The following is a 23,511-nucleotide window of genomic DNA, read 5'->3' on the forward strand; positions in this document are numbered from 1 at the left end:
AGGCTGGAGACCATGTCGGCGCGGTCGGCCAGCGCCAGCGCGGCGCCGGGGCCGACCGCGACCGAGCACTTGCCCGCGGCCTTGAGGGCCTCGCCGAGCGTGCCCGCGTTGCGCTGGCCCGCCACGTCGATGAGGTAGCGGTAGTCGGGGATGACGGCGCCGTCGCCGCGCGCCTCCGGCGTCGGGGGCACGCCGCAGCTGTAGCCGGCGGCCGACCTGGTGCCCGCCGACACGGTGAGCCACCCGTCGTAGGGGCAGGTCAGGCCGCCGACCGTGCGTACGGACAGCGACCCGATCGCGCTGGCACCGGCGAGCCGCCACAGGTTGGGCGTGTCGTTCGGAGTGATGTCGTTCCAGTGGAGCCCCGGAACGCCGACGAGCGCCACCCGCCCGCCACCGTCCTCGGCCTGCCCCGCCTGGGCGAACCCCCCTACCAGCAGGAGAGTCGCCAACACGACCAGCACGCGCCTCACGGGAATGTCCCCCTACGATCTACGGCTACCGTCCGCAGCATCGTCTCACCTCGCCGTGGGTGGCGAGACCGTTCGGCACCAGCCTGTCAGACCGGGGCGACCGTCACCTTGGCGGGCTCGCTCTCGTTCTGGAGGCGGTCGAGGGAGGTCACCAGGTAGGTGCCCGGGGTCTTCGTGGTGAATGTGGGTGATGTGACGACGGCCACGAGATTGCGGGCGTCGGTGGACCGGCAGTCCTGGCCCGACTTCGGGACCTGGTAGACCGCGTACGAGCGGGCGCCCTGGCTCGCGTTCCACGAGATGACGGCGCCGGCCGCCTTGGCCGCGGCGGGCTTGGCCGGGGCGACGCCGCCGCGGTCCTTGATGAGCGGCAGCAGAGCCGGGCGGGTGTAGTGGTCCTTGGCCAGGCGGTCGATGGCGCTCAGCGGGTTGCTGAGCAGCTGGGCGGCGCTGAAGAAGACATCGCCGTCGACCTGCTTGTAATCGCGGTTGAGCGTCAGATGGGCGGCCAGCTCGCCCGGCTTGGTCCAGGCCTTGTCGTCCGTGGTGCCCACCCGGTAGAGGGCCTGGCCGATGTAGAGGTCGACGCCGGTGCCCTTGACCTCGTTGTTCCACCAGGGCACCAGGGCCCGGTAGTCGGCCAGCCGGAAGCCGCGCGACCAGTAGAGCTGCGGCATGATGTAGTCGACCGTGCCCGACTTGATCCAATGCCGCGCATCCGCATAAATCGAGTCATAGGCCGACATGCCGGAGGTGCTGGAGCCCGTCGGATCGTCCGACTTGTTGCGCCAGATGCCGAACGGGCTCACCCCGAACTTGACGTACTTCTTGGTCGCGTGCACGGCCGCGTCGACCTGGGCGATCAGCTTGTCGACGTTGCCGCGCCGCCAGTCGGCCAGCTTCGCGCCGTCACCATACTTTGTAAAGGCGGCCGCGTCGTTGAACACGCCGCCCTCGCCCGGATACGGGTAGAAGTAGTCGTCGAAGTGCACCCCATCGACGTCGTAACGCTTCACCACATCGGTGACGACCTTGGTGACGTGCTCGCGGACCTGCGGCAGGCCGGGGTTGAAGTAGAGACGGCCGTCGTACTTGACGGTCCAGCCAGGGTGCTGGCGGGCCGGGTGGCCGGCGGGCAGCTTGGCCGTGTCGGCGTCATAGGCGGCGCGGTAGGGGTTGAACCAGGCGTGGAACTCCAGGCCGCGCTTGTGGGCCTCGTCGATGAGGAACGGCAGCGGGTCCCAGCCCGGGTCCTTGCCGGGTGTGCCGGTCAGATACTGCGTCCACGGCTCGATCGAGGACCGGTAGAGCGCGTCGGAGGCCGGCCGCACCTGGACGAAGACCGCGTTGAAGCGGCGCTTGACGGCCGCGTCGAGCAGCCTGACGTACTCGGCCTGCTGCTTGGCCACGGGAAGGCCGGTGCGCGAGGGCCAGTCGATGTTCTTGACCGTGGCGATCCAGACGCCGCGCAGCTGGCGCTTGGGGTAGCGGGCGTCGGCGGTGCAGGAGGTCTTCGCCCGCGCGGTGCCCGCCGTCTTCGTGCCCGCCGTCTTCGTGCCGGACGAGCCGGTCGAGGCCGAGGCGGTCGCCGCGGGCGTCTGTTGGGCTCCCGGGCCGAAGAGGTAGGCGGCGCCGGCTGTGACGGTGGCGAGGGCGGCAGCAGCGATGAGAGGGCGTCCGGTTCGCATGATGCTTCAGTTTGGCATTGCCTCTGACGTGCTTTGGTCAAAAAAAAGAAATCTATTCGTGATGTTCTTGTGCTGAAAGTGACGGCTGGGCCGGGAGGGACGGCGCTCCTCCCGGCCCGGATCGGCCGTCAGTCCCCGGTGGCGACCTTGTCGGCCACGTGCGTCGGCAGCGGCTCATAGCGCAGGAACGCGCGCTGGAAGGTGCCGGTGCCGTGCGACATGGACCGCAGGTCGATCGCGTAGCGGGTGATCTCCAGCTCGGGCACCTCCGCCTTGACCAGGGTACGTCCCGTGCCCACCGGCTCGGTGCCGAGCACCCGGCCGCGCCGCGACGACAGATCCGACATCACCGAGCCCACGTAGTCGTCGGCCACCAGCACCGACAGCTCGTCGACCGGCTCCAGCAGCAGCGTCGGCACCTTTGACGCGGCCTCCTTGAGCGCCAGCTGCCCGGCGATCTGGAAGGCCATGTCGGAGGAGTCGACCGAGTGCGCCTTGCCGTCGTACAGCGTGACGCGCACGTCCACCATCGGGTAGCCGGCGACCACGCCCCGCTCCATCTGGGCCCGTACGCCCTTCTCCACCGACGGGATGAACTGCCTGGGCACCACACCGCCGACGATCTTGTCCACGAACTCGAAACCCCCGCCGGAGGGCAGGGGCTCGACTTCCAGATGGCAGATCGCGAACTGGCCGTGACCGCCCGTCTGCTTGACGTTGCGGCCCATCGCCTGGCACCTGCCGCCGAACGTCTCACGCAGCGGCACCCGCAGGTCGACGCGCTCGACCTCGACGCCGTGCCGCTTGGACAGCCGGTCGAGCAGCACGTCGGTGTGGGCCTCGCCCATGCACCACAGGACGAGCTGCCGGGTCTCGGCGTTGTTCTCCAGCCGGAGCGTCGGATCCTCGGCCACCAGGCGGCCCAGCGCCTGCGACAGCTTGTCCTCGTCGGCCTTGGACCTGGCCTGGATGGCGACGGGGAGCAGCGGCTCGGGCGTCTCCCACGCCGTCATGAGCAGGGGCTTGTCCACCTCCGACAGCGTGTCGCCCGTCTCGGCCCGGGAGAGCTTGGCCACGGCGATGATGTCGCCCGCCACGCCCTTGGCGGCGCTGCGCTGCTGCTTGCCCAGCGGGCAGGTGAGGGTCCCGATGCGCTCGTCGACGTCGTGGTCCTCGTGCCCGCGCTCGGCCAGGCCGTGCCCGGACACGTGCACGGTCATGTCAGGGCGCAGGGAGCCGGAGAAGATGCGCACCAGGCTGATGCGGCCCACGTACGGGTCGCTGGTGGTCTTGACGACCTCGGCGACCAGCGGGCCGTCGGGGTCGCAGGCGATGCCCTTGACGGGTTTGCCGTCCAGGGAGGTGATCTCCGGCATCGGGTGTTCGAGCGGGGAGGGGAAGCCCTGCGTCATGAGTTCGAGCACCTCTTGGGCGCCCACGCCGATGCCGCTGCAGAGCACGGGGAAGAAGCTGCCCCGCGCGACGGCCTTCTCGAGGTCCTCGATGAGGACCTTGGTGTCGATCGGCTCGCCTTCGAGGTAGCGCTCCATGAGCGACTCGTCTTCGCTCTCCTGGATGATGCCCTCGATCAGGACACCGCGGTGCTCCTCGATCTGCGCCTGGTACTCGGTGCCCGGGTCCTTCTCGGTGCGCGTGCCCGTGGCGTAGTTGTAGAACTTCTGCGACAGCAGCCCGATCAGGCCGTTCACGTGCCCGTTGGTGATCACCGGCAGGTAGAGGGGGGCCACGCCGTCGCCGAAGATGTCCTGGCAGGTGGCGAGGACCTCGTCGAAGTCGGCCCGCTGGTGGTCGATCTTGGTGATCACGACGGCTCTGGGCATGCCGACCTGGCTGCACTCCTCCCACAGCATCTGGGTGAGCCCGTCGATGCCCTCCGAGGCCGACACGACGAAGAGGGCGGCGTCAGCCGCGCGCAGCCCGGCGCGCAGGTCGCCCACGAAGTCGGCGTAACCGGGGGTGTCCAGAAGATTGATCTTGATGCTGTTGTGCACCAGCGGCGCGACCGACAGGTTCACCGAGCGCTGCTGCCGCACCTCCACCTCGTCGAAGTCGCTGACCGTGTTGCCGTCCTCCACCCGGCCGGCCCGCTGGATCGTGCCGGTCGCGGCCAGCAGCTGCTCGACGAGGGTTGTCTTACCCGCTCCTGAGTGGCCGACCAGCACGACATTGCGTATCGCATCCGCCCTGTCGGCCGCTGGTGCCCTGCCCGCGGCTCCCATGGCTTGGCCAGGGTTCTTCTCTGCCACATTCGCCTCCCGCGTCGTCGGTTGAGGTTGCCAACGCCGCGCCCGAGCGAGGGGACAGAAACCGCATGGACGCGGTGTGTTCACCAAATACCCCTGTGGCGAATATCACAAGGGGGATGGGGCAAAGAAAGTCGTCGGCTCGTTAATGGCCTACGATCAGACGGCGATGCTGAAACTCCTGCGCCCGGCCATGACCCGGATACTCACCCCGCTGGGCAGGGCACTGGCCGCCCGCGGGATCGGCCCGAACGTCGTCACGGCGATCGGCACGATCGGCACCGTCGTCTGCGCCCTGCTCTTCCTGCCTCTGGGCCAGTTGTCGTGGGGTGCCCTGCTGATCACGGTGTTCGTGCTGTTCGATCTGCTCGACGGCCTGGTGGCCCGGCTCGGCGGCAAGGGGGGCAGCACCTGGGGCGCGTTCCTCGACTCCACCCTCGACCGGGTGGCCGACGCCGCCATCTTCTGCGGGCTGATTCTTTACTTCATCTCGAAGCACGACACGCTGATGGCCGCGGTGACGCTGGCCGGCCTGGTCGCCGGGGCCCTGGTGTCCTACGCCAAGGCCAGGGCGGAGGGGCTCGGGCTCACCTGTGACGTGGGGCTGGCCGAGCGGCCGGAGCGCCTGGTCGTCGCGCTGGTGGCCACCTTCTTCGCCGGGCTCGGCGTGCCGTACGTCCTCCCCGCCGGGATGTGGCTGCTGGCGATCGCCGGCGCGATCACGGTGGTGCAGCGGGTGGTCCACGTTCACGGGCAGACGAGGCAGGCTGGGGAGCGATGAGCCAGAAGACGTCCGTCACCGATCGCGTCGTCGCCGCGGGGTTCGCGGCCGGCTGGAAATTGGTCCCGCTGCTGCCCCAGCGCGCGACCGCCGGGGCCTTCAGTCTCCTGGCCGACCGGGTGTGGCGCAGGCGCGGCCGGTCCGTACGCCGCCTGGAGTCCAATCTGGCCAGGGTGACCGGGCTCGACCCCGACAGCCGCGAGCTGCGCGAGCTGAGCAGGGCGGGCATGCGCTCCTACTTCCGCTACTTCCACGAGGTGTTCCGGCTGCCGTCGATGCGCCGCGAGGACATCGTCCGCCGCACGCACGTGACCGGCGCCGAGCACATCCACGACACGGTGGCCGCCGGGCGCGGGGTGGTGCTGGCGCTGCCGCACATGGGCAACTGGGACCAGGCCGGCGCGTGGCTGGTGGGCGTGGGCCATCCGTTCGCCACCGTCGCGGAGCGGCTCAAGCCCGAGTCGCTGTTCCGCCGCTATGTCGCCTTCCGCGAGGGGCTGGGCATGGAGGTGCTGCCGCTCACGGGCGGCGACGGCCACAATTTCGGCACCCTGGCCACGCGCGTACGGCGGGGCGGCGTCGTCTGCCTGCCGGCCGAGCGCGACCTGACCAAGAGCGGCATCGAGGTGCGCTTCTTCGGCTCGGCCACCAAGGTGCCCGCGGGGCCGCCGCTGCTGGCCGTGCAGACCGGGGCGGCGCTGCTGCCCGCCACTGTCTACTTCCACGGTGACGACTGGGGGATCGACATCCACGAGGAGATCCCCGTGCCCGAGGAGGGCACCAGGCAGGAGAAGGTCGCGATCGTGGCGCAGCGCCTGACGGACGTCTTCGAGAAGGGCATCTCCGAGCACCCGGAGGACTGGCACATGCTGCAGCGGCTCTGGCTGGAGGACCTGGCCAGATGAAGGTCGGCATCGTCTGTCCCTACTCCTGGGACATGCCCGGCGGGGTCAAACAGCACATCGACGACCTGGCGCAGGCACTGATCGCGCAGGAGCACGACGTCTCCGTCATCGCGCCGGCCGCCGACGACGAGGAGCTCCCGCCGTACGTGACGGGTGCCGGCCGGGCCATCCCGGTGCCGTACAACGGGTCGGTGGCCAGGATGTCGTTCGGCTTCATCTCGGCGGCCCGGGTGCGGCGCTGGGTGCGTGACGGCGGCTTCGACGTGCTGCACATCCATGAGCCGCTGGTGCCGAGCCTGGGCGTGCTGGCCTGCTGGGCGGCCAAGGGGCCGATCGTGGCCACCTTCCACGCCTCCTGGACGCGTTCGCGGGCCATCGCGGTGGCCGAGCCGCTGCTGCGCAGCGCGCTGGAGAAGCTCAGCGGCCGCATCGCGGTCTCCGACGCGGCCCGCAAGAGCCTGGTCGAGCAGTTCGGCGGCGACACCGTGCTGATCCCCAACGGCGTCACCGTCAGCCGCTACGCGCACGCGGAGCCGCTCGACGGGTGGGGGCCCGACGGCGCCACGCTCGGCTTCCTCGGCCGGATGGACGAGGAGCGCAAGGGCCTGCCGATCCTGCTGGACGCCTTCAAGCCGCTGGCGGCCGAACGCCCGGGGCTCAAGCTGCTCATCGCCGGTCCGGGCGACGCCAAGGACGTCTACGATCGGGTGCCCAAGGCGCTGCACGACCGGGTCACCGTGCTCGGCCAGGTGAGCGAGGCCGACAAGATCCGCGCCTACCACTCGGTCGACGTGTTCTGCGCGCCCAACACCCGGGGTGAGAGCTTCGGCATCGTGCTGGCGGAGGCCATGGCCTCTGGCGCGACCGTGCTGGCCAGCGACATCCCCGCCTTCCGCCGGGTGCTGGGCGAGGGCCAGGCGGGCGCGCTGTTCACCAACGGCGACCCGGCCTCGCTGGCCCGCGAGGCGGCCGCGCTGCTCGACGCCCCGGAGCGCCGCGCCAAGCTGGCCGAGGAGGCGCTGGTCGCGGTCGGCAAGTACGACTGGTCGACGGTCGCCCGTGACGTGGTCCGGGTCTACGAGACGGTGACGTCCGGCGGTGCGGGCGGCGTGGAGGAAGATCTGTGACCCCGACCATGATCGTGCTGATCGCGGGCCTCGTCGTGGTGCTCACGGCCGTCTACATCTCGTGGCGGGCGGGCCGCCTCGACCGGATGCACATCCGGCTGGAGCTGGCCCACGAAGCGCTCGACGCCGCGCTCATGCGGCGCAGGGCCGTCGTGCTGGAGCTGGCCGGCTCCCGGCTGCTCGACCCGGCGACCTCGCTGGTGCTGGCCGCGGCGGCGCACGAGGCCAGGATGGCCGGGCCCGAGGATCGCGAGCACGCCGAGAGCGACCTGTCGGGCACGCTGCGCGCCGTCGTCGACCAGGAGCGCTTCACCGAGAAGCTGTCGGAGTCGCCCGGCGGCCAGGCCCTGCTCGAAGAGCTCGGCGCGGCCGTGGCCAAGGTCGTCTACTCGCGCCGCTTCTACAACAGCGCCGTGGGAGTCACCCGTACGGCCCAGCGGCGCTGGCTCGCGAGAGTCCTTCGCCTGGCCGGGCACACCGAATACCCGCAATTCTTCGAGATTGATGACAATCCGCCCGCGACTATGGCAACTGAATGACCTAATTTGGAGACCGCCGGTAGGCTTCTTCCGTTTCTTGGCCCATGCGGAGGAGTACACAGGTGCGGCTACCTCGGATGATTACCGTGACGCTGGCCGGGGCGGCTGTCCTGCTGCCGGTCGCGGCCTGCTCGTCGGACGAGCCCGCCGCGGGCAAGGCGCCCCAGGCGGCCACGGCTTCCCCGACCGAGGAGCCCACGGAAGAGGCGGGCAAGACCCATCCCTTCACCGGACTGCCGATGGAGGGGAGCGCCAAGCCGGTGCTCGCCGTGAAGATCGAGAACACCGCGGCCGGCAAGCCCCAGCTCGGGCTCAAGAGCGCGGACATCGTCTACATCGAGCAGGTCGAGGCTGGTCTGACCCGTTTGATGGCCGTCTTCTCCTCGAAGCTGCCGGCCAAGGTGGGGCCCGTGCGCAGCGCCCGCATCTCCGACCTGCACATCGTGCCGCAGTTCGGCAAGCCGGCCTTCGCCTACTCGGGCGTACAGTCGCTGATGCTGCCGTTCATGGCCAAGGCCTCGCTGTACGACGTCGGCGACACCCGCAACCCGGGCGCCTTCTTCCGCCAGCCGGGCCGCTTCGCCCCGTACAACCTGTTCGCCACCACCAAGAAGCTGCTGTCGCGGGCGCCGGGCGCCGACAAGGCCAAGGACATCGGCTTCACCTTCGGCGACGCCCCGGCCGACGGCGGCGTGGACAAGAAGTCGTACACCGTCAAGTGGCCCGCGGCGCGCTTCACCTTCGGCTGGTCCGAGGCGGACAAGAAGTGGCTGATCTGGCAGGACGGCAAGAAGGACATGGCGGCGGAGGGCGGCCAGCTCGGCGCGCCCACGATCGTCGTCCAGTACACCAAGACCGAGCGCTCCCAGTTCCACGACAAGAACCAGAGCTACACGCCCCTGGTGCGCAGCGTCGGCACGGGCACGGCGGTGGTGCTGCGCGACGGCAAGGCGTACAAGGCGAAGTGGGAGCGGAAATCCGAGGAGAGCGGTACGACGTTCACCACGGAGAGTGGCGAGCCGATGAACTTCGCGCCCGGCCAGGTCTGGGTCGCGCTCGCCAGCCGCAAGCCCGTCATCCCCTGAAAACCGCACCTAGATGTACAAGAGCCTTGATAAATCCTGACATCGTGGTGTGTCAGGAGAGAGGTCTTCAGGACCTACCATGGGCTTGATAACTTACCGTTCGCCTTTGTGAGGAAGACCGTCGTGTCCAGCACGCCCGAAAACACCCCCGTCACCGGAACTGCGCGCGTCAAGCGCGGCATGGCCGAGATGCTCAAGGGCGGCGTCATCATGGACGTCGTCACCCCCGAGCAGGCGAAGATCGCCGAAGACGCCGGCGCCGTCGCCGTGATGGCCCTGGAGCGCGTGCCCGCCGACATCCGCGCGCAGGGCGGCGTTTCCCGGATGAGCGACCCCGACATGATCGACGGCATCATCGCCGCGGTGTCGATCCCGGTCATGGCCAAGGCCCGCATCGGCCACTTCACCGAGGCCCGCGTGCTGCAGGCCCTGGGCGTCGACTACGTCGACGAGTCCGAGGTCCTGACCCCGGCCGACTACGCCAACCACATCGACAAGTGGCAGTTCACCGTGCCCTTCGTGTGCGGCGCGACGAACCTGGGTGAGGCCCTGCGCCGCATCACCGAGGGCGCGGCCATGATCCGCTCCAAGGGCGAGGCCGGCACCGGCGACGTGTCCAACGCGGTCACCCACATGCGGACGATCCGCGGCGAGATCAAGCGGCTCACCTCGCTGCCCGAGGACGAGCTGTACGTCGCCGCCAAGGAGCTGCAGGCGCCGTACGAGCTGGTCGCCGAGGTGGCCCGCGGCGGCAAGCTGCCCGTCGTGCTGTTCACCGCGGGCGGCATCGCCACCCCGGCCGACGCGGCGATGATGATGCAGCTCGGCGCCGAGGGCGTGTTCGTCGGCTCCGGCATCTTCAAGTCGGGCGACCCAGCCAAGCGCGCGGCGGCCATCGTCAAGGCCACGACGTTCTATGACGACCCGGACGTCATCGCCAAGGTCTCGCGCGGGCTGGGCGAGGCGATGGTCGGCATCAACGTCGACGACATCCCGCAGCCGCACCGCCTCGCCGAGCGCGGCTGGTAGCAGGGCCTTCCGGCTCTTGGCATGAGCGACGACGCGCCCCTCTGACGGGGGGCGCGTCTGTCGTGCGCGGTCGGGTACGACCTACGGGTCTCATGCCGCAGGTCGGGCACCCGCGTTTGCCGTGCGCCGTCGCGCGACGCACCCCTTCGGGCTTCGTGCCGCAGGCGGGCACCCAGGTGTGCGCTGCGCCGGCGCGTGCGATGCGCCCCGGCGCTCTTGCGTGCCGCAGGCGGGCGGCGTCCGCCCGTGGCGTGAGGCGCGCCCGTTTCTCTCGCCGCGTCGCCCGCCCTGTCTTCGCGTGGGCGACGCGGCCACGCCGGGTGCGTCCTCTGCGGCGACGCGCACCTGTCCCGGCGCGTCGTCGCAGGCCGCAGGGGCGTGGGGTGAGATGATCTAGGACGCCGGGGGGCGCCGCCGGGACGGCGGAAAGTTCCGAATGGGGCGATATCCGTGAAGGATGTCGTCTTTTTCGTGTTAGGTGGTGTTCACCGGGGCGTCATGATCCTCCGTCAGGTTACGAGACGTCCCCTCGCCAACCTCCCCAGGAGCCCCCCTTGTCCAAGCTCAACCGCCGTCACTTCCTCGTCGCCGGGTTAACCGCGGGCGCCGCCGCGGCCATCCCGGCCACCTCCGCGAACGCCGACCCCGTCAAGGACCCCGCCGCCGAGACCGCCCAGAGCCTGGCCTCGCGCGGCCTGACGACCGACCCGTTCACGCTCGGCGTCGCCAGCGGCGACCCGGACCACGAGGGCTTCGTGCTCTGGACCCGCCTGGCCCAGCAGCCGCTGGCCGAGGACGGTTTCGGCGGTATGCCGCAGCGGCCGTTCCCCGTGCTGTGGCAGATCTACTCCGACGAGAGGTGCCGCCGGGTGGTCCGTAGCGGCGTGGCCGTGGCCGCTCACGAATGGGGGCACGCCATCCACGTCGAGGCCGATCATCTCAGCTCCGACCGCGAGTACTGGTACCGCTTCCGCGTCGGCCCGTACATCTCGCCCGTCGGCCGGGCCAAGACCGCCCCGCACCCCCTGTCGTACGGCGGCGCCCTGTCGATGGCGTTCGTCTCCTGCGCCCAGTACGAGCACGGTTACTTCACCTCGTACCGCAGGCTGGCCGAGGAGCACCCGGACCTGATCCTGCACCTGGGCGACTACCAGTACGAATACACCAAGAACACCTACAACATCCCCGGTGGCAACGTCCGGAACCACGAGGGCCCCGAGACGGTCACCCTGGCCAACTACCGCCAGCGCCACGCCCAGTACAAGGCCGACCCCGACCTGCAGGCCGCCCACGCCGCCGCCCCCTGGCTGGTCGTCTTCGACGACCACGAGGTGGACAACAACTGGGCCGACGAGATCCCGGAGCACGCCGAGGACCAGCCGACCTTCCTGCAGCGCCGCGAGGCCGCCTTCCGGGCCTACTACGAGAACATGCCGCTGCGCCGCACCTCCATCCCGCGCGGCATCGACATGCAGCTCTACCGGCGGGTGCGCTGGGGCAGGATGGCCAGCTTCCACATGCTCGACACCCGCCAGTACCGCGACGACCAGGGCTGCGGCGACGGCTACAAGGACTGCCCGGCCGCCGTCGACCCGAGCAGGTCGATCACCGGGGCCGCCCAGGAGGAATGGCTGGTCGACGGCTTCCACAAGTCACGGGCCCAGTGGGACATCATCGGCCAGCAGGTGTTCTTCGCCCAGCGTGACAACAACGCCGGCCCGGCCAAGGTCACCAGCATGGACGCCTGGGACGGCTACGTCGCCTCGCGCCAGCGGATCACGCAGGGCTGGATCGACGCCAAGGTACGCAACCCGGTCGTGCTGACCGGCGACGTGCACGCGCACTGGGCCAGCGACCTCAAGCTGAACTACGACGACCCGACCGGCCCGACGGTGGGCTCCGAACTGGTGGCCACCTCGATCTCCACCGGCGGCGACGGCGCCGACTCCGACCCGGCCACGCACCCGTTCCTGGCCATCAACCCGCACCTGAAGTTCTACAACAACCAGCGCGGCTACGTGCTGACGAAGATCGAGCGTGACGCGATCACCGCGGACTTCAAGGTGGTGCCGCACCTGCGCGAGCCCGGCGCGGAGGCGTACACCAGGGCGACGTTCGTGGTCGAGGACCGCGTGCCCGGCGTGAAGCAGACGTACCTGCGCCCGCTCGACCCGTCCGTGCTCGCACGGCGCGTCACGGTGGACGAGACCGTCCGCCTGGAGACCGAACGCCCGTAACCCCCGGAAAGGCGGCGTCCGTGAGGGCGCCGCCGCGCTCAGCGCGCCATCCAAGCCCTGGCCCACGGCGGCCTGTCCATCACGGCCTTCACCGCGCAGTCCTACCCCGTAGGGCTCCGGCCTTCGGACCGGGAGGGTGAAGCGGGCTATCCCGCGTGGCGGAGCAAGGTCTGTTGATTCGCCGCCGGGTGGACCAGTGTCTGCGTCGATCAGGTCGGTTGTTTCTGCTGCTCGATGTACTGCTTGAGCGCGGTCAGTGGGGCTTCGCCGACGGATGTGGCGAAGTAGGAGCCGGACCAGAAATGGTCACCCGAGGTGTGCGTGCGGACGTGGGCATTGAACTCTTTGCGCAGTATCCGAGCCGAGACTCCCTTGAGTGAGTTGACCAGCTTGGACAGGGCGACTTTGGGTGGATAGTGGATTAGCAGGTGGACGTGGTCGTCTTCGCCGTTGAACGCGTGTAGTTCGGCCTCGAAGTCGGCGCAGACGTCCCGCATGATCTGTTCGCATCGGATGAGCATTGGGTCGGTGAGGGCGCCGTGCCGATATTTGGTGATGAACACCAAATGGGCGTGGAGGGTGTGGACGACGTGCCGTCCCGTGCGCACTTCGGGGTTCGGTTTCCATCTCGGTGACATAAACCAAACGATACGATCACGGTGTGGAGAAGGTGAAGCAGGCGCGGGCGCAGGTGGCTCGTCTGGAGTTGAGCGCGGCCCAGGTGGCGGTGTTGGACGGGCAGGCGCACGCCGCCCGCGCGCTGTGGAACCTGCTGCACGAGTACGTCACTTTCCGGCAGGGCCGGCTGGCGGGGTTGAAGGAGTGCGACGAGGCGATCCGGGCGGCTCGCCGGGAGATCGACTGGATGGGCCAGCTGCCCGCCCAGGCGGCTCAGGCGGTGTTGAAGACCTATCGGCAGGCGTGGGTGAACTTCTTCAACCCTGATCACCCCGCCGGACGCCCGACGTTCAAAGCCCGGTTCCGGTCCCGGCCTGCCGTCGATGTGCCTCAGGCCCGCGACCTGCAGATCAAGCGGGTCAACCGGCGGTGGGGTGCGGTCAATCTGCCCAAGGTCGGGCGGGTGCGGTTTCGGTGGACCAAAGACCTGCCCGGCGTCACCCAGGGCGGCCCGGCCGGGCGGATCACCGGAGCCCGGCTGGTCAAGGACGCCTTCGGCTGGCAGATCGTGTTCCGGACCGAGACCATGGCCGCCGCGGTGATGGCCGCCCATCCCGGTCCGAGCGTGGGGATCGACCGGGGGATCACCGTCGCATTGGCGTTGTCGGACGGGACCACGCGTGAGCACGGCCCCTGGCTCACGCGTGGTGAGCGTGAACATCTGCGCCGCCTGGAGAAGAAATCCGCCCGCCAGCGCGCAGCCCGTACCCCCGGACAGCGGACCTCGCATCGGCTGATGCGCACCTACGACCAGATGGCCAGGCTCCGCGCGACAGCCAAGCGCCGAGCGGTCAACTGGCAGCACCAGACCACCACCGAACTCGCCGATACCTTCAGCGTGCTCGTGGTGGAGGATCTGACGATTGTGAACATGGTCCGCTCGGCCAAGGGCACGATCGAACAACCCGGCCGGAACGTGAGACAGAAGGCAGGGCTCAACCGCGCCATCACCAGCGAGGCATGGGGCCGAACAGTCACCCTGCTCGAGTACAAAACCCATGATCGCGGCGGGCTGGTAATGAAGGTCCCCGCCCCAGGCACCTCGCAGACCTGCCACCGGTGCGGGCACCGCGACGCGGCCTCCCGCGACGGCACCCGCTTCTCCTGCGTCAACCTCGCGTGCGGGTGGACCGGCCACGCCGACACCAACGCCGCGATCAACATTCACAACGCCGCAGGAACTGCGGTGTCAGGACGTGGAGACCTCGGGACTGCCCGGTCAGCGAAGCGTCAACCCCCGCACGCCGCTTGACCGCGACGCAGACGGGAGAATCTCCGGCCTTCACTTCAGACCGGGGAGGAGTTCAAAACTTCGCCTTCTTCACGATCCTCGCCTTCACTCCGTTCATCGCCACCAAGCTGGGCGAGGAGCTCGGCGCCCCGGTGCCGTACGCGGTCGGCGCCCTCTGCTGCCTGATCGGCATGGCCATCCTGTACGCCCGGCGCCACCACCTCAGCGCCCTGGCCCGCGTGGACGACATCGCGGTCCAGGAGGCCGCCACGGTCGGCTGATCGCGCCCCGTAGGAAGATCCGAGGCGGTCCTGGTGTTGAATTGTCCGAAACCCGCATCCGGACGGAAGGATTCACCGTGCCCACGATCGGTGTACTCGCTCTCCAGGGAAGCGTGCGCGAGCATGTGCGCATGCTCCAGGAGGCCGGCGCGTCGGCCATCGCCGTACGCCGGCCCGCCGAGCTGGACGCGGTCGACGGCCTGGTCATCCCCGGTGGCGAATCGACCACGATGTGGAAGCTGGCCGACACCTTCGACCTGCTCGACCCGCTGCGGATGCGGATCAAGGAGGGCATGCCCGCGTACGGCTCCTGCGCCGGCATGATCATGCTGGCCGACCGGATCGAGGACGGCGTCGACGGTCAGCAGACCATCGGCGGCATCGACATGGTCGTCAGGCGCAACGCGTTCGGTCGCCAGGTCGACTCCTTCGAGGCCGATCTCGACTTCGCCGGCGAGCCGGTGCACGCCATCTTCATCCGGGCCCCCTGGGTCGAATCGGTCGGCGCGGACGTCGAAGTGCTGGGCATCGCCGAGCCTGGGGATAGGATCGTCGCGGTCCGACAAGGACCGCTGCTCGCGACCTCGTTTCACCCTGAGCTGACGGGTGACACGCGCGTGCACCGTTACTTCGTAGACATGCTGAGGGAGCTCTAGGTAATGTCCGGCCACTCCAAATGGGCGACGACGAAGCACAAGAAGGCCGCGCTCGACGCCAAGCGCGGCAAGCTGTTCGCGAAGCTCATCAAGAACATCGAGGTGGCGGCCAGGACCGGCGGCCCCGATCCGGACGCCAACCCGACGCTCTTCGACGCCATCTTCAAGGCCAAGAAGAACTCCGTGCCCAACGACAACATCGAGCGGGCCCGCAAGCGCGGAGGCGGCCTGGAGGCGGGCGGCGCCGACTGGCAGACCATCATGTACGAGGGCTACGCGCCCGGCGGCGTCGCGGTGCTCATCGAGTGCCTCACCGACAACCGCAACCGCGCGGCCTCCGAGGTGCGCGTCGCGCTCACCCGTAACGGCGGCTCGCTGGCCGACCCCAACTCGGTGTCCTACATGTTCAACCGCAAGGGCGTCGTGCTCGTGCCCAAGGAAGGGCTCGACGAGGACGACGTGCTGGCGGCCGTGCTGGAGGCGGGCGCCGAGGAGGTCAACGACCTGGGCGACTCCTTCGAGGTCGTGTCCGAGGCCGGCGACCTGGTGCCGGTGCGCAAGGCGCTCCAGGAGGCGGGCATCGACTACGACTCCGCCGAGTCGAGCTTCCTGCCCACGATGAGCGTGCAGCTCGACGAGGACGGCGCCAAGAAGGTCTTCCGCCTCATCGACGCGCTCGAGGACAGCGACGACGTGCAGAACGTCTTCGCCAACTTCGACGTCTCCGACGAGATCATGGAGAAGCTGGAGGCGTGAGCGTTCACGCCTGAACGGAGTCCGCTGTAGGGTCGGGCGTCGTGACCTCCCCCCGTACCCCTACCGAGACCTCTGCCGGCTTCGCGTCTCCGGCCCTGGGCTGGCTGCTTGTTCTGCCGGCGCTGCTGGGCACGCTGATCTCCTTGGTCCTGCCCACCGTCCAGACGATCCTGCTCAGCCTCCAGTCGGTCGGGATCACCGGCCCGAGCAGCTTCGTGGGGTTCGCCAACTTCGGCCAGGTGCTGGGCGAGGGTGCGTTCTGGAAGGCACTGGTCTTCACGCTCTCCTTGGCGGTCATGCCGCTGCTGGTGGCCGTGGTGGTGGGGCCGCTGCTCGCGCTGGCGCTGGACCGGTCGGGCGGTCTGCCCAGGCGGGCCGGGCGGATCGTGCTGTCCCTCGCCCTGGTGACGTTCTCCCCGGTGGCCGTGGCGATCTCCTGGATGGGCGGGCTGAGGCCGGACGCGTCCGGCCTGGCCACGCTGGCCGAAGGGTTGCGCGATCCCGCCACGGCGCCGGTGACGCTCCAGCTCGTCACCGCCGCCGCCACCTTCGGCGTGGTCTGCGCGCTGGCGACGATGGTGTTCCTGCCCGCGCTGCGCGGCGGCACCGTCTCCACGGCCATGCTCGCCGTGGGGGCGCTCGTCGCGCTGGCGATGGTCGCCGCCGGGCTGCAGACGTTCTCGATCGGGCTGGCCATGACGCACGGCGGGCCCAACGGGTCCACGCAGACGCTGAGCCTCGTCCAGTACACCTACACGTTCATGGTGGTCAGGATCGGGCTGGGCGCCACGGTGGCGACCGTCATCGGGGTGATCCTGGGCGTCCTGGGGATCGCCGCGGTCTGCGTGGCGGCGGCGAGCGGCATGCGCATCACGATCGTGCCTCGCGAGAGCGTGCGGAACCCCGATGCGACCCGGCCCGGCTCCGGTTCGAAGGTGATCGTCGGCGTGGTGGCGCTGGTCGTCTTCGCGGCCGTCGGGCTCGTTCTGACCTGGCCGTGGCTTTCGGCGCTGTTCGCCCCCGTCCAGGCGGGATCCGCGGCGCCGTCCGGGCTGCGTACCGTCGTCAACACCTGGGCGCCCGCCCTCATCGGCGCGCTGGTCTCGGTGGGTGTCGCCTACCTGGGGGCGCTCGGCATCGGCGGCCTGCGACCCCTGGGCCGCAGGAGTGAATGGCTGCTGCTCGCCTTCGCCCCCTGGCTGTTCGTCGGGATCGGCCCGCTGAGCGTCGCCGACTGGCGCCTCATCCGCAGCATGGGCCTGATCGACTCCTTCGTCGCCCTCATCCAGCCGATCCTGGTCAGCGTGCCCGCCCTGCTGATCCTGACGCTGCTGTGCAAGGGGCTGGCCGCGCGCACCGACAAGGACTTCCTGAGCGGCGTGGTGCTGCCCTCACTGCCGATGGCCGGCATCCTCGCCCTGGCCGTCACGCTGGTGAACGGCCATGACCTCCTGTGGCCCCTGCTGGTCGCCCAGGATCCCGGCCTGGCCACCGCGCCGGTCACGCTGCTCACCCGGACGACAGCCTCCAGCTACGGCGCGACGTGGCCCGACATCGGCCTGGCCACGCCGCTGGCCGTGGTCGCCGTCGCCCTGATCGGCCTCGTGGCCGCGCAGCTGCTCTACCTCGACCGGCTCGCCATCACCGTGGGCGGTTCGCGGGAGGATGCGCCCCCTGCGTAAATTGGGGGTCCGTGGACATCCGTGATGTGACCTCCGACGACCTCGACGCCGTTCTCGACCTTCGCATGCGCGCCTTCGGCCCGATCCCGGCCGCCGATCGGGAACGCTGGCGCCAGGGGACGCTGCCCGCGCTGACCGAGGGCCGCTATGTGGGCGTCTTCGACGGCCCCAGGCTCGTCGCGGCCGCGCGGCTGCGCCCGTTCACCCAGTGGTGGCACGGCAAGCCGCAGCCCATGGCCGGCGTCGCGGCCGTCACCGTCAACCCGGAGGACCGCGGCAAGGGCATCGGCGGCCGGCTCATGCGGGCCACCGTGGAGCGGGCCGTCGCCCTCGGCGACGCCGTGTCCGCGCTCTACCCGGCGACCACGCCCCTGTACCGCTCGGCCGGCTACGAGCACGCGGGAGCGCGGCACCGCGTCAGGCTCCGGGCCGAGTCGCTGCGCACGATCCCGCCGTCCGGCGAGGTCAAGCTGCGCAGGATGGGCCCCGGCGACGCGGCGGAGCTGGTCTCCGTGCTGCGGCAGGCACACGGCGCCGCGCGCGCCTCCGGCCCCGTTTCGTGCGACGAGCGCACCTGGGGCCGCCTGCTCGAGTCGGAGAACGACTTCCTCTACCTGGCGCAGGACGGCTACGTCATCTACCGCTGGCAAGGCCAGGACATCGAGGTCGACAACCTCGTCGCCGGCTCCGAGGAGACCTCCAGGGCGCTGTGGTCGCTGGTGGGCTCCGCCTCGTCGATGGCCGAGCACGTCACCGCCAGTGTCGCGCCCGACGACCCGGTGCTGTGGCTGCTGCGCGAGCGGTCGACGGAGCAGGTCGAGCTGGTGCGGTGGATGTCCCGGGTGCTCGATGTGGCGGCGGCCGTGGAGCGCAGGGGATATCCGGCCGTCGTCGCCGGTGACGCGGTCGTCGAGGTGGCCGACCGGCTGCGGCCGGGCAACACGGGGCGCTGGCGGCTGGAGTTCTCCGGCGGCGCCGGGGCCGCCACCCCGCTCGGGGACTCGGCGGCGTCCGGGCCGGTGCTGTCGATCAACGGCTTCTCCGCGCTGTACGCCGGGATCCCGGCGGCCACGCTGCGGCGCAGTGGCCTCATGTCCGGGCATGAGCGGTACGACGAGCTGCTCGACGCCGCCTTCGCCGCCAAGCCGTACATGCTGGACTACTTCTGACGGGCCCGCCCCCGTCCACCGGCCGGACCCCGTCCGCCGGTCCGCCCTCGTTCGGCGGTCCGGCAGGGCGTTTCCCGATGCGCGGGCACGTCAGCCGGGGTAGAGTCTCGTGCCGAACAGATGTTCGGCGGCGCGGGGAGGCAGGCCGGTGCGGGTGATGGGCGTCGATCCGGGGCTGACCCGGTGCGGCCTGGGCGCGGTCGAAGGGCGGCCGGGGGCGCCGCTGTCCCTGGTGGCCGTCGGGGTGGTGCGCACCGGCGCCGACGAGGAGCTGGGCGCCCGGCTGGTCGGCATCGAGGCCGGCATCGAGCAGTGGCTCGACGACGTGCGCCCCGACGCGGTGGCGGTCGAGCGGGTGTTCAGCCAGCACAACGTCCGCACCGTCATGGGCACCGCCCAGGCGGCGGGCATCGCGGTCCTGTGCGCGGCCAGGCGCGGCCTGCCCGTCGCGCTCCACACCCCGTCCGAGGTCAAGGCCGCGATCACCGGCAGCGGCACCGCCGACAAGAAGCAGATCGGCACCATGGTGACCCGCCTGCTGCGGCTCAGCGAGATGCCCAAGCCCGCCGACGCCGCCGACGCGCTCGCCCTGGCCATCTGCCACGTGTGGCGCGGCGGGGCCCAGCACCGCCTGGCCGAGGCCATGGCCAAGGCGAAGACCCAGGACCGCCTGGCCGAGGCCGTGGCCAAGGCCAAGACGCAGGGCCGCGCCGCATCGGCCCGTACGACACGGAAGGACGTGGCGCTGTGATCGCGTCGGTGGCCGGGCAGGTGACGGCGATCGCCCCCTACGGTGCGGTGATCGAGGTCGGCGGGGTCGGCATCCTCACCCACTGCACACCCGCCACCCTGGCCACGCTCAGGGTCGGCGAGGAGGCGCGGCTGGCCACGTCGCTGGTGGTGCGCGAGGAGTCGCTCACCCTCTTCGGCTTCGCCACCGCCGACGAGCGCACCGTCTTCGAGCTGCTCCAGACGGCCAGCGGCGTCGGCCCCAAGCTGGCACTGGCCATGCTCGCCGTCCACTCGCCCAACGCGCTGCGCGTGGCCGTCGCCGCCGCCGACCTCAAGGCGCTCACCCAGGTGCCGGGCATCGGCCAGAAGGGCGCCCAGCGCATCGTCCTGGAGCTCAAGGACCGGCTCGGCACCCCCGACGAGGTGGTCGACGCGGCACTCAACGGCGGCCGGCGGGTGGCGGCCTGGCGCGATCAGGTCCACTCGGGGCTGGTGGGGCTGGGCTACTCCAGCAAGGACGCCGACGAGGCCATCGCCGTCATCGAGCCGGAGGCCGGTGACGACCCGCAGATCGCCGTCCTGCTGAAGTCCGCCCTGCGCTCGCTGAGCAGCGCGCGATGAGCGGGCCGGCCCGGTCATCGCGGTGGGAGGTGGCGGCGTGAGCCTCGAGCGTGATCTCGTGTCACCCGACGCCGAGGGCGACGAGGTGCAGATCGAGGCGGCGCTGCGGCCCAAGCGGCTGAGCGAGTTCATCGGCCAGGCGCGGGTGCGGGAGCAGCTGTCGCTGGTGCTGGAGAGCGCCATGCGGCGCAATCGGCCGCCGGATCACGTGCTGATGAACGGTTCGCCGGGTCTGGGCAAGACGACACTGGCTATGATCATCGCAGCCGAGTTGAGCGCTCCGCTCCGCATCACGTCAGGGCCGGCCCTGGAGCGGGCCGGTGACCTAGCGGCCATCCTGTCGACGCTGGCCGAGGGCGAGGTGCTGTTCATCGACGAGATCCATCGGATGGCCCGCCCCGCCGAGGAGATGCTCTATCTCGCGATGGAGGACTTCCGGGTCGACATCATCGTCGGCAAGGGCCCGGGAGCCACCGCGATCCCGCTCGAGATCGCGCCGTTCACCCTGGTCGGCGCCACCACCAGGGCCGGGCTGCTGCCCGCGCCGCTGCGCGACCGGTTCGGCTTCACCGCGCACATGGACTTCTACGAGGTCGAGGAGCTGGAGCGGGTCCTCTACCGCTCGGCCAGGCTGCTCGACGTGACGCTGCCCGGCGAGGGCGCGCACGAGATCGCCCGGCGCTCGCGTGGCACGCCCCGCATCGCCAACCGCCTGCTGCGCCGGGTCCGCGACTTCGCCGACGTCCGCGCGGACGGCGTCATCGACCGTGACATCGCCTCCGCTGCCCTCAATCTGTACGAAGTCGACGCCGAAGGGCTCGATCGGCTCGACCGGGCGGTGCTCGGGGTGCTGCTGCGCAAGTTCGGCGGCGGCCCCGTCGGCCTGTCCACGCTCGCCGTGGCCGTCGGCGAGGAGCCGGAGACCGTCGAAGTGGTGGCCGAACCCTTCCTCGTACGCCAAGGACTGCTGGCCAGGACCCCGCGCGGCCGGGTCGCCACCGCCGCGGCCTGGCACCATCTCGGGATGACACCGCCGCCCGACGCCTTCGGAGCGACGCTTTTCGACTGATCACAGAACGGTTGCAACCGTTTCAATATGGGAACTTCCCCGCGCGCCGAAACGCTGCCTCGTTGCCGCGTTTCGCAACAACGGCCTACACTCCGTGGCTTGGCTGGCTGTGTAGGCTGACGGGCTGAGCGGCGCGGCCCCGACGTTACGCACGGAATTTCCGGCGCGAGGCCGGTGTCAACTTCTTGTACGACAATGGAAGGTCGCTCCTTATGGACATGGGACAACTCGGAAGCATCCTGCCGCTGATCCTTCTGGTGGTGGTGTTCTACTTCTTGCTGATCCGCCCCCAGCGCAAGCGCCAGCAAGAGGCGACCGCCATGCAGAACTCACTGGCGCCGGGTGCTCGGGTCATGACGACGACTGGCCTGTTCGCCACCGTGGTCGCAGTAGAGAATGAGGATGTGGTTCTTGAGGTCGCTCCCGGGATCGAGACCCGATGGGTGAAGGCCGCCATCGGGCGCGTCGTCACCCCCGGCGACGCCCCGGCTGACGAGCCCCTCGATGACGAGCCCGTGGTGGACGCCGCCGGTGACGACACGGCCACCCACGAGGCCAAGGTCGACGACAAGGACGACACCCCCCGCGACGAGACCGAGCCGACCGTGGAGCGCGACGGCGGCAAGGGCTCCAGCTCCAAGCAGTCCTGACTAGGCTCTGCCTCAAACCCCTACCCGAAAGACTGACGACCAGTGGCCCGACCGACCAGCCGCCACAGCCGACCGGGGCGAACGCTCCTGGTGCTGCTGGCGCTCATCATCGCCCTGGGCGGGACGATGTTCCTGCAGAAGGCGTTCACGCCGAAGCTGGGGCTCGACCTCGCCGGCGGCACGACGGTGACTCTCTCACCGGTGACCCAGAACGGTGCCGCTCCGCCCGAGGAGATCCTTGACCGCGCGGTGAACATCATCCGCGACCGGGTCAACGGCACCGGCATCTCCGACGCGGAGGTCGCCAAGTCAGGCGACAACATCATCATCTCCGTTCCGGGCGCGGGTCAGGAGGAGGTCATCAAGCTGGTCGGCACCACAGCGGAGCTCCGCTTCCGCCAGGTGCTCGCCATGGCGGCCACGCAGGCTCCGCAGGAGCTCGCCACCGAGGCGCCCAAGCCGGGCACCTCGCCGTCCTCCACGGCCTCCACGGCCCCGTCCTCCGCGCCCACGCAGTCGGCCAAGCCGTCCACGTCCCAGTCGGCGGGGGCCCCGAAGCCCAGCACGTCGCCCACGGGCAAGGCTCTGTCGTCCGCGCTGGTCGCGCCGTCGGCCACCCCGTCGGCGGCTGCCACGCCGAAGGCCAAGGAGACGCCGAAGGCCAAGGAGACCAAGGAGTCCAAGGACGGCAAGGCCACCCCGACGCCCACCCCGACGTCGAGCGGCCAGCCCACGCAGGACCCCAGCGCGACGATCAACACCCAGGGCATCGACAAGGACGTGCTCGCGCAGTTCAACAAGCTCGACTGCAGCGACCCGAAGAACCGCGGCCAGGGCGTCCAGGACGACCCGGCCAAGCAGTTCGCCGCCTGTGAGTCCGACGGCAGCCTCAAGTACGTGCTCGACGTGGCCAAGGTCGTCGGCACCGACATCAGCACGGCCAGCGCCGGTGTCCAGCAGGGCACCACCCAGTGGCTCGTCCAGCTCGACTTCAAGAGCCAGGGCGCGAGCGCGTGGAGCAAGCTGACCTCCACCGCCTTCAACTCGCAGGCGCCGCGCAACCAGGTCGCCGTCGTCCTCGACGGCGTCGTGATCACCGCGCCCAACATCATCGGCCCGATCCCGGGCGGCCGCGCCGAGATCACCGGCGGCTTCACCCAGCAGAGCGCCACCGAGCTGGCCGACCAGCTCAAGTACGGCGCGCTGCCGCTGAAGTTCACCCGCAGCTCGATCGACACCGTGTCCTCGACGCTCGGCCAGGACCAGCTCATGGGCGGTCTGATCTCCGGCGCCTTCGGTCTGGCCCTCGTGGTCCTCTACTGCTTGCTGTACTACCGCGGCCTCGGCATCGTCGCCGTGCTCAGCCTCGTGGTCGCCACGATCCTCACCTACACGACCGTGGTCGTGCTCGGTCACAACGCCGGGTTCCGGCTGTCGCTGCCGCACATCATCGGCCTGGTGGTCTCGATCGGCATCACCGCCGACTCCTTCATCGTGTACTTCGAACGCATACGTGATGAGATGAAGGAAGGGCGGCGGACGCTACGCGCGGCCGTCGAGGTGGCCTGGGTCCGTGCGCGGCGCACGATCCTGATCGCCGACGCCGTCATGTTCATCGCCGCGGTCGTGCTGTACGTGCTCGCCGTGGGCGGTGTGGCCGGGTTCGCGTTCGCGATGGGCCTGACCACGCTGATCGACATCGTGGTGGTGTTCCTGTTCACGAAGCCGTTCATCGCGGTGCTGGCCAAGCTCAAGTTCTTCGCCAAGGGGCACCCGCTGTCCGGCCTCGACGCCGAGCGCATGAGGGAAGACCCTGGCCACACCACCGGCCGTACGACCACCCCGCAGGAGGCCTGAC

General features: G+C 70.1%; 21 protein-coding genes and 1 pseudogene. 18 read left to right on the forward strand and 4 right to left on the reverse strand.

Features of this window, described 5'->3' with window-relative positions; all coding sequences use genetic code 11:
• From KME78_RS57105 to KME78_RS57115, 3 genes and pseudogenes are all read right to left on the reverse strand, one after another.
• Positions 1-464, reverse strand: a pseudogene (locus KME78_RS57105) (hypothetical protein); the annotation flags it as partial.
• 95 nt (positions 465-559) lie between these two features.
• Positions 560-2,161, reverse strand: coding sequence for a glycoside hydrolase family 10-like protein (locus tag KME78_RS57110; protein WP_219538448.1), 1,602 nt, complete (start codon positions 2,159-2,161; stop codon positions 560-562).
• 128 nt (positions 2,162-2,289) lie between these two features.
• Positions 2,290-4,428: an elongation factor G-like protein EF-G2 gene (locus KME78_RS57115; RefSeq protein ID WP_219538449.1), complete on the reverse strand. Its 2,139-nt coding sequence runs from the start codon at positions 4,426-4,428 to the stop codon at positions 2,290-2,292.
• Between the two features lie 166 nt (positions 4,429-4,594).
• On the opposite strand from KME78_RS57115, the gene pgsA reads away from it, so the two are divergent.
• The 7 genes from pgsA (at position 4,595) to KME78_RS57150 (ending at position 12,128) form a co-directional block, all read left to right on the forward strand.
• Positions 4,595-5,206 (forward strand): phosphatidylinositol phosphate synthase, encoded by a 612-nt coding sequence (gene pgsA / locus KME78_RS57120; protein WP_219538450.1) that lies wholly within the window; start codon positions 4,595-4,597, stop codon positions 5,204-5,206.
• Complete coding sequence (locus KME78_RS57125; protein WP_219538451.1) at positions 5,203-6,111, forward strand: phosphatidylinositol mannoside acyltransferase; 909 nt, start codon at positions 5,203-5,205, stop codon at positions 6,109-6,111. Before pgsA ends, KME78_RS57125 begins: the two co-directional genes overlap by 4 nt.
• Complete coding sequence (locus KME78_RS57130; RefSeq protein WP_219538453.1) at positions 6,108-7,238, forward strand: glycosyltransferase family 4 protein; 1,131 nt, start codon at positions 6,108-6,110, stop codon at positions 7,236-7,238. Before KME78_RS57125 ends, KME78_RS57130 begins: the two co-directional genes overlap by 4 nt.
• Positions 7,235-7,777, forward strand: coding sequence for a LemA family protein (locus tag KME78_RS57135; RefSeq protein ID WP_308127531.1), 543 nt, complete (start codon positions 7,235-7,237; stop codon positions 7,775-7,777). The genes KME78_RS57130 and KME78_RS57135 overlap by 4 nt, the downstream gene beginning before the upstream one ends.
• Before the next feature lie 77 nt (positions 7,778-7,854).
• Entirely contained in the window at positions 7,855-8,862 is a 1,008-nt protein-coding gene (locus tag KME78_RS57140; RefSeq protein ID WP_219538455.1) for a DUF3048 domain-containing protein, read from the forward strand.
• Positions 8,863-8,970: 108 nt separating this feature from the next.
• Positions 8,971-9,891: a pyridoxal 5'-phosphate synthase lyase subunit PdxS gene (pdxS, locus tag KME78_RS57145; RefSeq protein ID WP_308127532.1), complete on the forward strand. Its 921-nt coding sequence runs from the start codon at positions 8,971-8,973 to the stop codon at positions 9,889-9,891.
• A gap of 554 nt (positions 9,892-10,445) precedes the next feature.
• A complete protein-coding gene (locus tag KME78_RS57150) occupies positions 10,446-12,128 on the forward strand; it encodes an alkaline phosphatase D family protein (protein ID WP_219538457.1) in 1,683 nt (560 codons plus the stop codon).
• A 209-nt stretch (positions 12,129-12,337) separates the two neighbouring features.
• Here the strand turns inward: KME78_RS57150 and tnpA are convergent, their stop codons facing one another.
• Positions 12,338-12,766, reverse strand: a complete 429-nt coding sequence (tnpA, locus tag KME78_RS57155; RefSeq protein WP_219538458.1) for an IS200/IS605 family transposase — start codon at positions 12,764-12,766, stop codon at positions 12,338-12,340.
• 23 nt (positions 12,767-12,789) lie between these two features.
• Here tnpA and KME78_RS57160 point away from each other — a divergent pair, with 23 nt between their 5' ends.
• The 11 genes from KME78_RS57160 (at position 12,790) to secD (ending at position 23,510) form a co-directional block, all read left to right on the forward strand.
• Complete coding sequence (locus KME78_RS57160) at positions 12,790-14,058, forward strand: RNA-guided endonuclease InsQ/TnpB family protein (RefSeq protein ID WP_308127533.1); 1,269 nt, start codon at positions 12,790-12,792, stop codon at positions 14,056-14,058.
• Positions 14,055-14,318 carry a hypothetical protein gene (locus KME78_RS57165; protein ID WP_219538460.1) on the forward strand — a complete coding sequence of 88 codons (264 nt, stop codon included), beginning with the start codon at positions 14,055-14,057 and terminating at the stop codon, positions 14,316-14,318. The genes KME78_RS57160 and KME78_RS57165 overlap by 4 nt, the downstream gene beginning before the upstream one ends.
• A gap of 77 nt (positions 14,319-14,395) precedes the next feature.
• The gene (pdxT, locus tag KME78_RS57170; RefSeq protein ID WP_219538462.1) at positions 14,396-14,974 is read left to right on the forward strand and encodes a pyridoxal 5'-phosphate synthase glutaminase subunit PdxT; all 579 of its coding nucleotides are present in this window, start codon (positions 14,396-14,398) and stop codon (positions 14,972-14,974) included.
• Positions 14,975-14,977: 3 nt separating this feature from the next.
• Entirely contained in the window at positions 14,978-15,730 is a 753-nt protein-coding gene (locus KME78_RS57175; protein WP_219538464.1) for a YebC/PmpR family DNA-binding transcriptional regulator, read from the forward strand.
• 41 nt (positions 15,731-15,771) lie between these two features.
• Positions 15,772-17,412, forward strand: coding sequence for a hypothetical protein (locus KME78_RS57180; protein ID WP_219538466.1), 1,641 nt, complete (start codon positions 15,772-15,774; stop codon positions 17,410-17,412).
• An 11-nt stretch (positions 17,413-17,423) separates the two neighbouring features.
• Positions 17,424-18,581: a GNAT family N-acetyltransferase gene (locus KME78_RS57185; RefSeq protein ID WP_308127534.1), complete on the forward strand. Its 1,158-nt coding sequence runs from the start codon at positions 17,424-17,426 to the stop codon at positions 18,579-18,581.
• Positions 18,582-18,729: 148 nt separating this feature from the next.
• A complete protein-coding gene (gene ruvC / locus KME78_RS57190) occupies positions 18,730-19,332 on the forward strand; it encodes a crossover junction endodeoxyribonuclease RuvC (RefSeq protein ID WP_308127535.1) in 603 nt (200 codons plus the stop codon).
• Positions 19,329-19,934 (forward strand): Holliday junction branch migration protein RuvA, encoded by a 606-nt coding sequence (ruvA, locus tag KME78_RS57195; RefSeq protein ID WP_219538467.1) that lies wholly within the window; start codon positions 19,329-19,331, stop codon positions 19,932-19,934. Before ruvC ends, ruvA begins: the two co-directional genes overlap by 4 nt.
• Before the next feature lie 37 nt (positions 19,935-19,971).
• Positions 19,972-21,003 (forward strand): Holliday junction branch migration DNA helicase RuvB, encoded by a 1,032-nt coding sequence (ruvB, locus tag KME78_RS57200; protein WP_219538469.1) that lies wholly within the window; start codon positions 19,972-19,974, stop codon positions 21,001-21,003.
• Between the two features lie 218 nt (positions 21,004-21,221).
• The gene (yajC, locus tag KME78_RS57205) at positions 21,222-21,653 is read left to right on the forward strand and encodes a preprotein translocase subunit YajC (RefSeq protein ID WP_246654776.1); all 432 of its coding nucleotides are present in this window, start codon (positions 21,222-21,224) and stop codon (positions 21,651-21,653) included.
• Positions 21,654-21,695: 42 nt separating this feature from the next.
• Entirely contained in the window at positions 21,696-23,510 is a 1,815-nt protein-coding gene (gene secD / locus KME78_RS57210) for a protein translocase subunit SecD (protein WP_308127536.1), read from the forward strand.
• Position 23,511 lies beyond the last annotated feature (1 nt).

This window comes from Nonomuraea guangzhouensis, from assembly GCF_019396345.1.
GTDB lineage: Bacteria > Actinomycetota > Actinomycetes > Streptosporangiales > Streptosporangiaceae > Nonomuraea > Nonomuraea guangzhouensis.

Coding starts and splice junctions, on each gene's coding strand:
- yajC (WP_246654776.1), top strand. CDS start 21,222: ATGGGACAACTCGGAAGCATCCTGCCGCTGATCCTTCTGGTGGTGGTG.
- KME78_RS57125 (WP_219538451.1), top strand. CDS start 5,203: ATGAGCCAGAAGACGTCCGTCACCGATCGCGTCGTCGCCGCGGGGTTC.
- pgsA (WP_219538450.1), top strand. CDS start 4,595: ATGCTGAAACTCCTGCGCCCGGCCATGACCCGGATACTCACCCCGCTG.
- KME78_RS57175 (WP_219538464.1), top strand. CDS start 14,978: ATGTCCGGCCACTCCAAATGGGCGACGACGAAGCACAAGAAGGCCGCG.
- KME78_RS57130 (WP_219538453.1), top strand. CDS start 6,108: ATGAAGGTCGGCATCGTCTGTCCCTACTCCTGGGACATGCCCGGCGGG.
- KME78_RS57140 (WP_219538455.1), top strand. CDS start 7,855: ATGATTACCGTGACGCTGGCCGGGGCGGCTGTCCTGCTGCCGGTCGCG.
- KME78_RS57110 (WP_219538448.1), bottom strand. CDS start 2,161: ATGCGAACCGGACGCCCTCTCATCGCTGCTGCCGCCCTCGCCACCGTC.
- tnpA (WP_219538458.1), bottom strand. CDS start 12,766: ATGTCACCGAGATGGAAACCGAACCCCGAAGTGCGCACGGGACGGCAC.